Annotated in this window: 11 protein-coding genes; 6 read left to right on the top strand and 5 right to left on the bottom strand. The window is 36.9% G+C overall.

Features of this window, described 5'->3' with window-relative positions:
- Positions 1 to 35 precede the first annotated feature (35 nt).
- A complete protein-coding gene (locus Q5W13_RS09915) occupies positions 36 to 716 on the bottom strand; it encodes an NUDIX hydrolase (protein ID WP_368662508.1) in 681 nt (226 codons plus the stop codon).
- Positions 717 to 1,106: 390 nt separating this feature from the next.
- On the opposite strand from Q5W13_RS09915, the gene Q5W13_RS09910 reads away from it, so the two are divergent.
- The 5 genes from Q5W13_RS09910 to Q5W13_RS09890 all read left to right on the top strand — a co-directional run bounded on the left by Q5W13_RS09910 (position 1,107) and on the right by Q5W13_RS09890 (position 6,977).
- On the top strand, positions 1,107 to 2,114 hold the full coding sequence (locus tag Q5W13_RS09910) for an NAD-dependent epimerase/dehydratase family protein (protein ID WP_304446180.1): 1,008 nt from the start codon (positions 1,107 to 1,109) through the stop codon (positions 2,112 to 2,114).
- Positions 2,072 to 3,421: an NAD(P)/FAD-dependent oxidoreductase gene (locus Q5W13_RS09905; RefSeq protein ID WP_304446179.1), complete on the top strand. Its 1,350-nt coding sequence runs from the start codon at positions 2,072 to 2,074 to the stop codon at positions 3,419 to 3,421. Before Q5W13_RS09910 ends, Q5W13_RS09905 begins: the two co-directional genes overlap by 43 nt.
- Before the next feature lie 25 nt (positions 3,422 to 3,446).
- On the top strand, positions 3,447 to 4,184 hold the full coding sequence (locus Q5W13_RS09900; RefSeq protein ID WP_304446178.1) for a polysaccharide deacetylase family protein: 738 nt from the start codon (positions 3,447 to 3,449) through the stop codon (positions 4,182 to 4,184).
- 415 nt (positions 4,185 to 4,599) lie between these two features.
- The gene (locus Q5W13_RS09895; protein ID WP_304446177.1) at positions 4,600 to 5,664 is read left to right on the top strand and encodes a glycosyltransferase family 2 protein; all 1,065 of its coding nucleotides are present in this window, start codon (positions 4,600 to 4,602) and stop codon (positions 5,662 to 5,664) included.
- 230 nt (positions 5,665 to 5,894) lie between these two features.
- Positions 5,895 to 6,977 (top strand): hypothetical protein, encoded by a 1,083-nt coding sequence (locus Q5W13_RS09890; RefSeq protein ID WP_304446176.1) that lies wholly within the window; start codon positions 5,895 to 5,897, stop codon positions 6,975 to 6,977.
- Between the two features lie 43 nt (positions 6,978 to 7,020).
- Here the strand turns inward: Q5W13_RS09890 and Q5W13_RS09885 are convergent, their stop codons facing one another.
- Entirely contained in the window at positions 7,021 to 7,494 is a 474-nt protein-coding gene (locus tag Q5W13_RS09885) for a heparin lyase I family protein (RefSeq protein WP_304446175.1), read from the bottom strand.
- Positions 7,467 to 11,981 (bottom strand): PKD domain-containing protein, encoded by a 4,515-nt coding sequence (locus Q5W13_RS09880; RefSeq protein ID WP_304446174.1) that lies wholly within the window; start codon positions 11,979 to 11,981, stop codon positions 7,467 to 7,469. Before Q5W13_RS09880 ends, Q5W13_RS09885 begins: the two co-directional genes overlap by 28 nt.
- Before the next feature lie 355 nt (positions 11,982 to 12,336).
- Here Q5W13_RS09880 and Q5W13_RS09875 point away from each other — a divergent pair, with 355 nt between their 5' ends.
- Positions 12,337 to 12,918: a serine O-acetyltransferase gene (locus Q5W13_RS09875; RefSeq protein ID WP_304446173.1), complete on the top strand. Its 582-nt coding sequence runs from the start codon at positions 12,337 to 12,339 to the stop codon at positions 12,916 to 12,918.
- A 209-nt stretch (positions 12,919 to 13,127) separates the two neighbouring features.
- Here the strand turns inward: Q5W13_RS09875 and Q5W13_RS09870 are convergent, their stop codons facing one another.
- Together Q5W13_RS09870 and Q5W13_RS09865 are read right to left on the bottom strand one after the other, a co-directional pair.
- On the bottom strand, positions 13,128 to 13,748 hold the full coding sequence (locus Q5W13_RS09870) for a hypothetical protein (protein WP_304446172.1): 621 nt from the start codon (positions 13,746 to 13,748) through the stop codon (positions 13,128 to 13,130).
- Positions 13,745 to 14,758 (bottom strand): MBOAT family O-acyltransferase, encoded by a 1,014-nt coding sequence (locus Q5W13_RS09865; protein ID WP_368662507.1) that lies wholly within the window; start codon positions 14,756 to 14,758, stop codon positions 13,745 to 13,747. Before Q5W13_RS09865 ends, Q5W13_RS09870 begins: the two co-directional genes overlap by 4 nt.
- Between the last annotated feature and the right edge of the window lie 145 nt (positions 14,759 to 14,903).

Here is a 14,903-nt window from a genome sequence, read left to right as displayed (position 1 = left end):
GAACTTTTTACAAGTGTTTCAAAAACACTTAATGCTTAAATTGTAAAGTTTTTTGTTTTGTTATATTTTTTCTCATCAAATCGATATAAAAAAGCGCCTTTTTTAGACTCAGACATATCTTTTTCATTCAACTTGATTAAAAAATCCATCGTAGCAAGTTTCTTTCGGAAGTTACGCTTATCCATTTCTTCCTGAAAAATACCTTCATATAGCTTTTGTAGTTGAGGTAAGGTAAATTTATCGGGAAGAAGATTAAAGACTATAGGAAAAGTACGTACTCTTCTTTGAAGCCTTCTTATTGCCGACTCAACCATATCCTTATGGTCAAAAATTAAATCAGGAAGTTCATCTATAGGAAACCATTTGGCTCTATACTCCTCAATAAGCTCCTTATTATACTTGTTTTTAAGAATTAATGCACTATAAGTGGTAGACACTACGCGTTCGTAAGGGTCACGTTTGGCTTTACCAAAAGTGCGGACCTGCTCCATATAAACATCTTCTAGACCTGATAGGTCTTTTAAAACCCTATTTGCGGCATCATCAAGATCTTCATGATTACCTACGAAGCCACCCATAAGAGACCACCTATCTTTTTCAGGTGCAAAACCCCTATGGACCAACAATACCTCTAACCTATTATCATTGAACCCAAATATGATACAATCTACGGCGAGCGTAATTTGTTGTATATCCTTATATGTTCTGTCCATCATAAATTAAAGTATTGTTAACGGTTTCATCAAAAATACGGAAAGAATCCGGTTGTAAGTGTATATATAACATTTTCGACTTTATCTAAGAGAAAATTCACTTATTGATGCTTATTTTGCTCTTCAAATAGCACAAAAGCTTATAATTTTCCACTTAAAAAAACCAAGTTTATAATAATTGTATTGCTTAGTCTCACATAATCATAAAACAAACACTTATTACTAGATATTTTCGCAAAACAGTTAATAAAACACTACCCTTCTCCGAATTTTCGACATGAGTCCCTTTTTTCTCTATGAAACACAGGAAACCCATTTTATAAAATTGTTTTATTGCGGTATCTTGTGCCTCCAAAACAATCACCAATTTGTTTGTAAATCAAACCTAACCACATGATTATAGAGAAAAAGAAAATTCTCATTACCGGAGTAGCCGGATTCTTAGGCTCCAATTTTTTAGTAAAAACTTTGAACGAAGGACACCACGTTGTCGGGATAGATAATCTATCTATGGGCTCCCTCCAAAATATTAAAGATAGCCTTGAACACGAAAACTTTGAGTTTATTGAAGGTGACGTTCTAGACACTACATTAATAAACAGACTAGATGACGATTTTGACGTTATTGTTCATCTAGCTGCTTTTAAAATACCAAGATACGGCAACGCTGTTGACACGTTAAAAATCAACTCCAAGGGAAGCGAAAATATGTTGGAGCTTGCAAGAAAACTCAAATGTAAATTTGTCCTTGCATCAACATCCGACGTATATGGCATGAGTCCTGATATTCCTTTTAAAGAAGATGGAAACTGCCTTATAGGAGATTCAAAAGTACCACGTTGGGCTTATGCCGTTTCAAAACTATTTGATGAGCATTTAGCTTTAGCTTATATGGAAGATTTTGATTTTCCTGTTGTTATCCTAAGATTTTTTGGTTCCTACGGACCTAATCAAAATCTTTCATGGTGGGGAGGCCCGCAATCTGTTTTTATAGATTGTATTTTGAACAACAAAGAAATCCCTATTCATGGTGATGGACAGCAAACTAGAACTTTTACTTACGTAAACGATACTATAGAGGGCATCTATGCTGCAACTATGAAGCCGGAAGCGAATGGTGAAATCTTTAATATTGGAGCAAATGAAGAAATTACTATTCTTGAACTTGCTACTTTACTTAAGGAAATCTCTGGCGAACCAACAACTTCTGAAGTAAAACTTATTCCATACAACGAAATATCTGCTGGTAGAAAATATCAGGACGTCATGAGAAGAGTACCTGATAATACCAAAGCAGAACGTATTTTAGGTATAAAAGCACAAACTTCTCTTAAAGAAGGTCTTCGAATAACCTTTGAATGGCAGAAAAATATTACTTCAACAAAAGTAGAGGTATCATGAAAATAGGCATCGTGGGGGGCGGTTTCATGGGCTTAACATTAGCTCATGAAATTGCAAAAACCAATGTCACCGTTAAAGTTTTTGAAAGTGCTGCCCAAATGGGCGGTTTATCAACACATGAAGATTACGGCCCTTTTATTTGGGATCGATTCTATCACGTCATTCTACCTACCGATAATTTCTTAATAGGTCTTATTGAAGATTTAGGGCTTGGCGATAAATTGTGCTGGCGACGTTCTTATACGGGGTATTACGTTCAGAAAAAATTCTATTCCATTAGTAGTTCAAAAGAATTTTTACTTTTTCCTGCCTTAAGCCTATGGGACAAGGGTATGTTAGCTTTTACTATTTTCTATGGTTCCAAAATAAAAGATTGGAAAAAATTAGAAAAAATTACGGTTAAAGACTGGCTAATTAAAATGGGTGGTAGGCCCACCTATGAAAAATTTTGGTCTCCTTTACTATTGGCTAAATTAGGTGAAAACCACGAAAAAGTTTCTGCCGTATTTATTTGGACATACATAAAAAGGCTCTTTCAAGCTCGTAGTTCAGCCGCTCAAAAAGAGCATATGGGCTACATACAAGGAGGTTACAAGACCTTTTTCGACACTTTGCAAAAAAAATTAAGTGAGAAGGGATCAGAGATTGCCCTTAATAGCGTGGTCCAAAGCGTAAAACCTAATCCTCAGGGAGGCATTACCGTTACTTGCGATAATAAGGAAGAGCATTTTGACAAGGTCATATTTACCTCGCCACTAAATGTACTTACTAAGGTTGCTGACAGTAGTTTATTTGAATCCTCTAAGCCTAAAACTCCCGTAGAATACCTTGGTGTTATTTGTTTGGTACTGATAACTAAGAGTTCTCTAACACCTTACTATGTACTTAATATTGCCGATAAAGAAATTCCTTTTACAGGAGTTATAGGAATGAGTTCATTAGTGGACTTGGACCAGACTGGTGATGAGCACTTGACGTATTTTCCAAAATATGTGAGCGCAAATGATTCTTATTGGAAAAAGTCAGATGAAGAGTTGAAATCGCTATTTTTAGAAGGCGTATCAAAACTATATCCTGATTTTAACACAAATGATATTGTTTCTGCCCATTTACACAAGGCTTTTAAAGTACAGCCTCTTCAGGTTTTGAACTATTCCGAAATTATTCCTGATGTGCAAACCAAACACAAAGATTTTTATGTATTAAACACCTCGCAATTTGTGAACGATACTCTAAACAATAATTCGGTGGTAAATCACGTAGAGAAATTTGTGAACGAATTTAAGACAGAATCCAATTTACAATAATACATACAACAACCTAACCGAACGTATGAGCAAGCCTTATTTAAGTCTTTCACTAGATATGGACAACCAGTGGTCTTACATGAAGATACACGGCGAAGAAGGATGGGAAGAATACCCTTCTTATTTAGACATTTTTGTACCGCATGCACTTCAAGTACTAGAAGAGCTGGACCTTAAAATTACATTTTTCATTGTTGGACAAGACGCCGCATTCGAAAAAAATCATCAGTATCTAAGGCAGATTGCAGATGCAGGGCATGATATTGCCAACCATTCCTTTAAACATGAAACATGGCTTCATCTTTATACGAAGGATGAAATGAAAGCCGAAATTGATTCAGCACACGATATAATTCACGAGGTAACCGGGAAAGCACCTAGCGGTTTTAGAGGTCCTGGTTTTAGTTGGAGCGGTACTTTATTAGAAGTACTTGCCGAAAAAGGATATAAATATGATGCCTCTACGCTACCCACGGTAATAGGGCCATTAGCAAGGCTATACTACTTCAGTACGTCTAATCTAACTAAAGAGGAAAAAGAAGATAGAAAAGAGATTTTTGGCAAATTTTCTGATGGATTTAAAAAATTGAAACCCTATTTCTGGAAGACCAATAAAAACCAACAGTTGTTAGAGTTACCAGTTACAACTATGCCTGTATTTAGAATACCCTTTCACCTTAGTTACCTTATTTACATAAGCAACATCTCATCTAATCTGATGATGTTATACCTAAATATTGCAATTTTCTTATGTAAAAAATAACGAAGACGGAACCTAGCTTTTTATTACACCCTTTGGATTTGATTGGGGAGATCAGATTACTAGTTTGGCATTTTTTCCATAATGAATGTTTCAAGCGAAAGAAAAGTTTTCATATTTAAAAAGGTCATGAAGAAACTGGGTAAGCATTTCACCTTAACAGACATGAATGGGCACGTAGATGCCATAATCGACAAGAAAGGCTTAAAAACAGTGCAAGTCCCGAACTAACAGAAGGAAAACTAAGCGTCCTTCACTCTTTTTTAAAGAATCACAGTGATTTATCGTTTTGAAACCCTTCTTTGTCGGTGTCTACATACGTACCCTCATAATTTTTCATAATTTTGAAGCAAATTATCACCACCTACTGTTCTATAATTTTGTGTGATTTTATCTTATTACCAAACAAAATACCAATATGCCAACCCTATCCGACAAGATTGATTTAAAAAAGCCCCTTGTATCTATTATTTTACCTGCATTTAATGAAGAAGCGATACTCGAAAAAAATGTATCCCTTCTATATGATTATTTGAGTACGTTAAATAATTTATATAACTGGGAAGTTTTAATCATAAATGACGGAAGTACAGATGACACTATGACAATTGCCGATTCACTGGCGGAGTCTAAGGACAACTTATGTGCCTATCATCATATAGTGAACAGAAATCTAGGCACAGCCCTAAGAACAGGCTTTAAACATAGTAAGGGCAAATATGTTATTGTTTTAGATATTGACCTAAGCTATTCACCAGACCATATAGGAAAACTTTTATCAGAAATAGTGACTACAGAAGCCGATGTGGTAATTGCCTCTCCCTACATGAAAGGAGGAAAGAACACCGCAGTGCCTCGTTTAAGATTAATATTAAGTAAGACTGTAAATTACATGATGCGAGTAGCATCACGTTTAAAAATTTACACTTTTACAGGAATGGTCAGGGCTTACAATGGTGATTTTATAAGGTCATTAAACACCAAATCGAGCACCTTTGACATCAATACCGAAATCATACTAAAAGCATATATATTAAGAGCCAGAGTTATAGAAATACCTGCTCATCTAGACTGGTCTGAACAACAAAAGCTAGGTAAAACACGTACGTCAAGTCTCCGCATTGTAATGGGGATATTTAATGGTCTTGCCAATAGCTTTATTTTTAGACCGTATATGTTCTTCTGGGTATTGGGATCAATTACTTTTGTTCTGTCTCTTTACATTATTGTATGGATTTTCATTAACACCTATGGTGTATATCCTATGACAGCAGAATTAGCGCATGGCTTTGAAGATCGTTTTTCATATGCAGTGTCCGAAGTATTCAGGCAAAGGCCCTATTCATTTATTGTTGGTGGTACCACTATGATTATATCTATTCAATTATTGGGTCTTGGCTTCATATCTTTGCAGAAGAAAAGATATTTTGATGAACTATTTCATCTAAATTCAGCCATACTCAAAGAAACCAAAAAATCATAAGAACGGTCGATGGTCAAAAAATATTTAAGAAAGATTTTTTACCTCTTTTACCTTTATTCATTTTATATACTCTTGTAGTAGTACTGTTTTCTTCCAACAAATTAATAGGAGACGAGAGTAGGTATTATCACTATGCGGTAAACATTTCCAATGGCTTTTTTGAGGAAACTGAAAACCCAAGTTTTGGTAACGGCCCGGCCTATCCTACAATCATTGCCCCTTTCATTGCCTTGGGAACAAATCTCCTATACCCAAAACTAATTAATGCGTTACTTCTTTTATTTTCAATAGTTTACTTTAAAAAAACTATTCAACTTTTCTCTAACAGTAAGAACAACATTTATTTTATTTACCTCTTGGGTCTTTACCCTCCTGTAATAAGATGGTTACCCTACCTTTATTCAGAAACCTTGGCATTTTTTGCGACGTGCGGATTATTGTATTACGTGGTAAAGATATTTCAAAGTGAGAAATTCACCGTTAAAAGCCTTGCCTTACCATCACTATTTCTTGCATTACTTATACTGGTAAAGGTTATCTTTCTTCAGGTTGTTTTGCTAAGCTTATTGCTAACATTAGCATTTGCAATAGTTTCAAGAAGAAACAGGGCTCAATTAAAAAAATGCTTTTTAATCCTTGTATGTGGTTTTGCACTTATATCTCCATACCTACTATATGCATATTCCATAACTGGAAAGTTATTTTATATAGGTACCGCTGGAGGAGAAATTTTATACCATCGCGCAACCCCTTATGAAGAGGAACTCGGGAATTGGTTTTCATTTGATGATGTTCTGTATGGCAACAGTAAAAACTATGAACCTGATGGGGCGTATGATAATCTCGAAAAACTATCCTTAAACCACAGAGATGCCTTTATAAAGTTAGAACCGCTGACTAATATTCAAAGAGATAGCGCTTTGAAGTCAATGGCTATTGCTAATATGAAATCCCACCCAATTAAATACATAAAGAACACTGTTGCAAACGTTGGAAGATTAGTATTCCATTATCCATTCTCATATAGAAATCAGAATATGAACACATATGGATATACCATTCCTAACATGTTTGTTTTATTCTTTTGGATTTTATGCCTTTACCCTTTCATTATAAATAGAAAACACGCGCCTTTTGCCATAAAAGCTCTGATGCTATTTACACTAATCTATGCCTGTGGCATTATATTATTAGATGGTAGAGGTAGAAACTTTATAGTCATGGTCCCTACAATGACGTTGTTCATTGCCTATCATTTTCTTAAAGTGATTAAGATATCTATAGTAAGTGAAAAAATTGACGTCTATAAATAACCTCTATAACTGTACCTTCTATATTTTCAGGGCTTATATCTTATTAATTGGGAGCAACCATAGAATAAGAGTCTTTTCCATAATCTGTATCTCCAGGCTTACGGGTTATCATCCGTACTGTTCCAAGATATGTTTCAAGTTGGGAAGCCCCTTGTTCCACAGATTTTTGAACTTTATCACCATCTCTCCATGGCCATTTATAAATACCCCACTTGGCATTTCCGCCCCAAGGGTGTGAATCATAAATAGTCTTGGTTTGTTTATTATAAAACTTTTGCCCATTTATCCAGACTTCCAATAAACCATTAGAGCTATCGCCCCAAATAGCATGAACAACAACATCTATGGTTTCACCTGCTTTAGGAATAATACCAGTAGCAATATAATCAGGATAATTAACGTGATTCACTATGTATATTTCACCTGCCTTACCACCATATTGACCTTCTCTATTAACCATTAGCTCCGTATGAGGAGACTTTCCTGAAATTATGGATGCACTTGAAAAAATAGCCATTCATTATTTTCATCGATAACATAATTATTACCAAATGAATAACTCCACCCAAACCATTCCTCAGTTCCTTTTGGGTGACGCACGTTCCATGGTTCCGTTCTTACTTCTGCTCTAATATTATAATCTTCGCTACACCAATTAGCAACATTTGGACTATTAGGGTTGACACTAAATTTAAGTCTGTTACCCGATTTTGTTACCTGCTGCTCGTCACATTGGGAATCAATATATAACTGTTTATCACTAAAAGAAACTCCTGAGCTTCCTGACCAAGTAGGAAATGCAATATCTCCCCAACACCATACTTTATTTCCTGATTCTCCTGCTGTTTTACCTCCAGTGCTACAATCAAGAGGCCCTACCACCTCAGCTTCAATTACGTTAATACTTAAAGACGAAGTACTAGTAAGACCCTCTTCATCCGTAACCGTAAGACTCACTTCGTAAATACCAGCAGTTTCAAACGTATGTGTAGCATCAGACTGCTCAGAACCGTTTCCGTCCTTGAAATTCCATGAATATCCTGTAATTCCCGTATCGTCCGTTGATCCGCTTCCCGTAAAGGATACTGCCAATGGAAGTGTTCCCGAAGTTTTATCCGCACTCAACTTGGCGACCGGGGCAACGTTTTCTTTTGCTTCTACGATGATGGAAACCGTTTCCGTACTCTTCAATCCTTCCGCATCGGTAACCGTAAGACTCACTTCGTAAGTACCAGCAGTTCCGAATGTATGTGAAGGGTCTGATTCGTCAGAACTGTTGCCGTCCTTGAAATCCCATGAATATCCTGTAATTCCCGTATCGTCCGTTGATCCGCTTCCCGTAAAGGATACTGCCAATGGAAGTGTTCCCGAAGTTTTATCCGCACTCAACTTGGCGACCGGGGCAACGTTTTCTTTTGCTTCTACGATGATGGAAACCGTTTCCGTACTCTTCAATCCTTCCGCATCGGTAACCGTAAGACTCACTTCGTAAGTACCAGCAGTTCCGAATGTATGTGAAGGGTCTGATTCGTCAGAACTGTTGCCGTCCTTGAAATTCCATGAATATCCTGTAATCCCCGTATCGTCCGTTGATCCGCTTCCCGTAAAGGATACTGCCAATGGAAGTGTTCCCGAAGTTTTATCCGCACTCAACTTGGCGACCGGGGCAACGTTTTCTTTTGCTTCTACGATGATGGAAACCGTTTCCGTACTCTTCAATCCTTCCGCATCGGTAACCGTAAGACTCACTTCGTAAGTACCAGCAGTTCCGAATGTATGTGAAGGGTCTGATTCGTCAGAACTGTTGCCGTCCTTGAAATCCCATGAATATCCTGTAATTCCCGTATCGTCCGTTGATCCGCTTCCCGTAAAGGATACTGCCAATGGAAGTGTTCCCGAAGTTTTATCCGCACTCAACTTGGCGACCGGGGCAACGTTTTCTTTTGCTTCTACGATGATGGAAACCGTTTCCGTACTCTTCAATCCTTCCGCATCGGTAACCGTAAGACTCACTTCGTAAGTACCAGCAGTTCCGAATGTATGTGAAGGGTCTGATTCGTCAGAACTGTTGCCGTCCTTGAAATCCCATGAATATCCTGTAATTCCCGTATCGTCCGTTGATCCGCTTCCCGTAAAGGATACTGCCAATGGAAGTGTTCCCGAAGTTTTATCCGCACTCAACTTGGCGACCGGGGCAACGTTTTCTTTTGCTTCCACGATGATGGAAACCGTTTCCGTACTCTTCAATCCTTCCGCATCGGTAACCGTAAGACTCACTTCGTAAGTACCAGCAGTTCCGAATGTATGTGAAGGGTCTGATTCTTCAGAACTGTTGCCGTCCTTGAAATCCCATGAATATCCTGTAATTCCCGTATCGTCCGTTGATCCGCTTCCCGTAAAGGATACTGCCAATGGAAGTGTTCCCGAAGTTTTATCCGCACTCAACTTGGCGACCGGGGCAACGTTTTCAGGACCTGTTACTGTTATTAAAATGATATCTAAATCTGAAATTCCCTCTTCGTCTGTAGTTACTAAAGTAACCTCATAATTTCCAGCTTTATCAAAGGTATGCTCAACTTCTACTGTTTTAGCTGTTTGACCATCTTTGAAATCCCACGTATATGAAACAATAGATTTATCATCCGAAGAATTTAAGGCAGAAAAAGAAACTCTTAAAGGGGCTTCCCCATTAATCGGGGAACCATTGGCAACTGCCACAGGAGATTCATTTGTTGGAAATGGAGTACTAGGAAGTGGATCAACATTCTCTTCTTCTGGACTGGATTCCTGCTCTTCTACTCTAACGGAAACCGTTTCTGTATTTTTCAAACCATCTGCATCAGTAACCGTAAGAGCGACTGCATAAGTACCAGCAGTTCCGAATGTATGTGAAGGGTCTGATTCTTCAGAACTGTTGCCGTCCTTGAAATCCCATGAATATCCTGTAATTCCCGTATCGTCCGTTGATCCGCTTCCCGTAAAGGATACTGCCAATGGAAGTGTTCCCGAAGTTTTATCCGCACTCAACTTCGCGACCGGGGCAATGTTTTCTTTTGCTTCTACGATGATGGAAACCGTTTCCGTACTCTTCAATCCTTCCGCATCGGTAACCGTAAGACTCACTTCGTAAGTACCAGCAGTTCCGAATGTATGTGAAGGGTCTGATTCTTCAGAACTGTTGCCGTCCTTGAAATCCCATGAATATCCTGTAATTCCCGTATCGTCCGTTGATCCGCTTCCCGTAAAGGATACTGCCAATGGAAGTGTTCCCGAAGTTTTATCCGCACTCAACTTGGCGACCGGGGCAACGTTTTCTTTTGCTTCTACGATGATGGAAACCGTTTCCGTACTCTTCAATCCTTCCGCATCGGTAACCGTAAGACTCACTTCGTAAGTACCAGCAGTTCCGAATGTATGTGAAGGGTCTGATTCGTCAGAACTGTTGCCGTCCTTAAAATCCCATGAATACTCCGTAATACCCGTATCATCAGTTGATTGGCTACCTGTAAAAGTTACATCTAACGGAAGTGTTCCTGAAGTTTTATCAGCATTCAGTTTTGCTATGGGAGCAGTATTTGCAGGACCTGCTACTTTTATAATTATAACATCTAAAGCTGATATTCCCTCTTCGTCTTTGACCAATAAGGTAACTTCGTAATTTCCAGCCTCATCAAAGGTATGCTCAGGATTTGCCGTACTAGCCGTTTGACCATCTTTAAAATCCCATGCATATGAAACAATGGCTTTGTCATCCGAAGAATCTATAGCATTAAAAGAAACTTTTAAAGGGACTTCCCCATTGATAGGAGATCCATTGGCAACTGCCACAGGAGATTCATTTGTTGGAAATGGGATACTAGGAAGAGGATTAATATTTGTATCGGTATTATCTTCTGGCACCTCGGTGACAGGAGTTTCTTCCTCTATATCAGTTTCTTTCTCTTCTGTTTTAGGTTCGGACTCTTCAGTGGTTGGAGTGACTTCTTCAGAATCTTCCTCCAGGTTATCTGTACTCTCTTCTTCTATTACTTCTTCTTCGTTCGAGGAGGTTCCTTCTTCGGAATCAGCTTCTTGCTCTTCCGCAACTACCTCTTCTTCAGTATTAGTATTCTCATTCTCCTCTGCAACCTCTTCACTTATAGGAGTATCTCCCTCAACACTATCTATAACCTCCTCTTCTTCTTCGTTCGAGGGGGTTTCTTCTTCTGAACCATCCCCCTCATCTCTTACTACTTCATTTGTTCCTTCTTCTTCCTCGATTGGATTATCAGTATCGCTAATTACCTCCTCTGGCTCTACTATATATAAATCGATATCATCAGCGCCAACAGCTACCTCATATACAACTATCAAACTACTTCCTGCTTGTGTCTTATTCTCTTTTGATGCAAAAGCAAAATCATCACCATCTTTATGATCCAAAATAAAGGTGTAAGGTTCCAATTCCAATGCCTCAACCTCCAAATCAATGGATACTTCTGTATCAATTATATATTCTTGTTTGGTTACCCCTATTAACTCACCAACATCTGGAGCAGTTTTTTCACTAAGATTTGTTTCTAACCAATTGCTGGATTCACCCTTATAAACGTCTACTTCTCCACTTCCATCATCCGTATTTATAACAAACATTAAAGTTGCAGTACTAATTGAGCCTCCAATAGAATCCAAAGGACTGAAATCAAACATTAAATAACTTGTACGCTGCTCCTCTTCCAACCTAATGATCGGCTCATCATATCCTTCTCCATTTTGAATATATGCATCATGAATAGGATAAAGGATAGCAGTTCTAATCTCGGTTTCAACTACAACTGAATCCTCAATTTGAGGAATGTCAGGATTATTTGTAGAATCATCCTGCTTAATAACGGGGCTATTTTCCTCGCTAAGTACTACATCTCTAAGAGTTTCTGCATCTTTACTACATGCAAGATTTAATAAAAAAGTTATTCCTATAAAACACAAAAAATAGGACAAAGTCCTTTTGGGGGTAATATTCATAAATAATCCTATTGGGGCAGGGTTAAAAATTTACTATATAACTCGGGCTATATACGTTGCCAAAATACAATTTGGTCGACGAAGTATTCAAAAAAAACGATGAAATACACTTTTTAGTGTAAAACTGGTATAATAATTATTTTTTTAGCACAATGCCGCCACTCCAAAAAACGATTTAACTTTGAACAGGAATCTTCATTTAAGTTTCTTTGATTGACAGACAAAATTCTTCCTGAACATCTACTTCTGAAATAGTTGTATAATTCGATTCAAAATAGTAGATAAAAATATTAACTTGCCGACCTGTCAAATAAAACGGGCATAGCTATTTAATGGGTACACAACACCACCTTTAATGATACAATCAAAAAAAGACTATCTAGACTATCTAAGGTTAGACCAAGAAGCTTTAGACATAAAGAGTAGTTGGAAAACTCCTCTTAAAGAATTAATTGCCCCCCACTATGTCTGGCAGTTCCAAAAAAAGCTTAGAAAACTTGAGTATTATAAAAATTGCAGAAAAGACGTTTTAGGCAAATTATACTACTCTTATTTACGTATTAGATTTAAAAAAATATCAGTAAAGCTTGGCTTTTCTATATCACCAAACGTTTTTGGGCCTTACCTAGCAATTCTTCACTATGGCACCATAGTAGTTCACAATGCTGCTAAAGTAGGTAGGAATTGTAGAATACAAGCTTGTACAAACATAGGAGCATCAGGCGGTAGTATTAAAGCACCTCAAATTGGTAACAATGTTTATATTGGTCCAGGAGCAAAAATATACGGAGATATAACTATAGGCAACAATGTAGCCATAGCTGCCAATTCATCCGTAAGTAAATCTTGTTTTGAAAACAATGTTTTATTAGGCGGATCTCCAGCCAGAATTATTAAGGAAATTGATATTAAAAACATAATCCCCTACGCGGATTAAGAATAGTTATTTATCTCAAAACTGTAGTAAAGCTTTCAGTTGCGGGCTGTTTTTTAATATATACTGATCTGCATCTTGGTGATGAATACCATCCTTACTATCTATAGAGTCATAATAAACAACAAACTGGAAATAATCTATTAAATATGTTTCTGACCTTTTAGAAAATCGCTCGACTATCTCTTTATTATTTAAAGGTAAAGGAGGACTTACCATTTTAAAATCAATTCCACGCTCATTACACAAAGAATCAATTTTTTTAAATACTTCATGTTAATATCTGAAATATTTAGAGAATCTAACTGGCTTATGTCTGAAGAGTTAGAAGCATTTGGCATTTTAAAATTTGAAAACTTAAACTTTAAAATTTCCTCTTTTGGGAACGTAGTGTTTATATAATCCAATTCGCTCTGATCAAGAGCTTCCAATTGATTTCTAAATGGTTTGATAAAATAATTATAAGTGTAATCTTGATTTAAGGATGAAGTTAATGTTAAAGGGTTCATCATTAAAATGAGCCTTTTAAAGTTAGAATCGCTATTAACCAAAGATTTCAACAACAAATAATTACCATAAGGTAATTCATAACTTTGATTCTCGCAAAGGCAATAATACTCATCATTCTTTACTTGCTTATAAAACTGTTTGCACACAGAATCTCCTAGAAGGATTGTATTTGTAGATATTTCTCCTGTAGCCACATTAGATACAAGATCATACACTCCTTTAGCCTTATTTAAGTACAAAGAAACGGGCACACGAAAAAAGAACACCACAAAAACCATGGGAACTCCATAATACTTTAAAAAATGTATCAAGAAATTTTTCAAAACTGGAAGTATATAAATGATTGTTGATTACCGAATTTTGCTGTTATAAAGATTAAAAATATAACCGTAAGCACTAACCATAGTAACTTATTGACATTTGTTAGACGCTCATCCCTTCTGAATAACCATTCAAGAATGACAAATGGCACTATGTAATAATATAAATAATCTTTATACGGTGTATGATATGAAAACTCAGTAAAAAACTTTCCAATAATTGTAATTGCCTTTTCTGTGCTCTCACTTCTAAAAAATACCCACCCTATTGTTACGAAACAAAAATTAATACCCATCTGAAAAACCTCTTTCAAAGAAGGGAATACGGAATTTTCTGCAACAACGGCTGTTAAGTATTTTCTATTGGTATTTAAAACAAAAGATGGGATATAAAGCATAGCATGAATCAACCCCCATATTACAAAAGTCCAATTAGCTCCATGCCAAAAACCGCTAACGATAAATATTACAAAGATATTTCTGAGCGACATCCATCGGCCTCCTTTTGACCCACCCAAGGGTATATACAAATAGTCTCTGAACCAAGTTGAAAGGGAGATATGCCAGCGACGCCAGAATTCCCCTATATTTCTTGAGAAGTATGGGAATTTAAAATTTGACATAAGCTCAAACCCAAACAGCTTTGATATACCTATGGCTATATCTGAATATCCACTAAAATCACAATATATTTGAAAAGCAAAATAAATTGACCCTAATATTAACGTGCCACCTCCGTAAGTGTCAAAGCCGGAAAAAATATTATCTACTACAGGGGCTAATGAATCTGCGATAACCACCTTTTTAAACATACCCCAAACTATCAACCGCAATCCTTGAACAGCAATTTCAGACTTAAACACCCTTCGATTTAATATTTGAGGCAGTAAATTAGTAGCCCGCTCAATAGGCCCAGCTACCAATTGTGGAAAAAACGATACAAAAGAAGCAAAGGAAACAAAGTCTTTGGTAGGTTTAAGATTACCGCGATACACATCTATGGTATAAGACATTGTTTGAAACGTGTAAAACGATATTCCAACGGGTAATATAATATTCAAAGTCCAAGTGCTTTGCATTTCATACCCTAGAGAGCTTATCAGTTCAACCCAAGATTCAATAAAAAAGTTATAGTACTTAAAAAAACCAAGTACTCCT

The organism is Zobellia laminariae (assembly GCF_030553095.1).
GTDB classification, from domain to species: Bacteria; Bacteroidota; Bacteroidia; order Flavobacteriales; family Flavobacteriaceae; genus Zobellia; species Zobellia laminariae.
The sequence above is the reverse complement of the archived record's forward strand: the minus strand, read 5'-3'. Positions and strand labels throughout refer to the sequence as shown.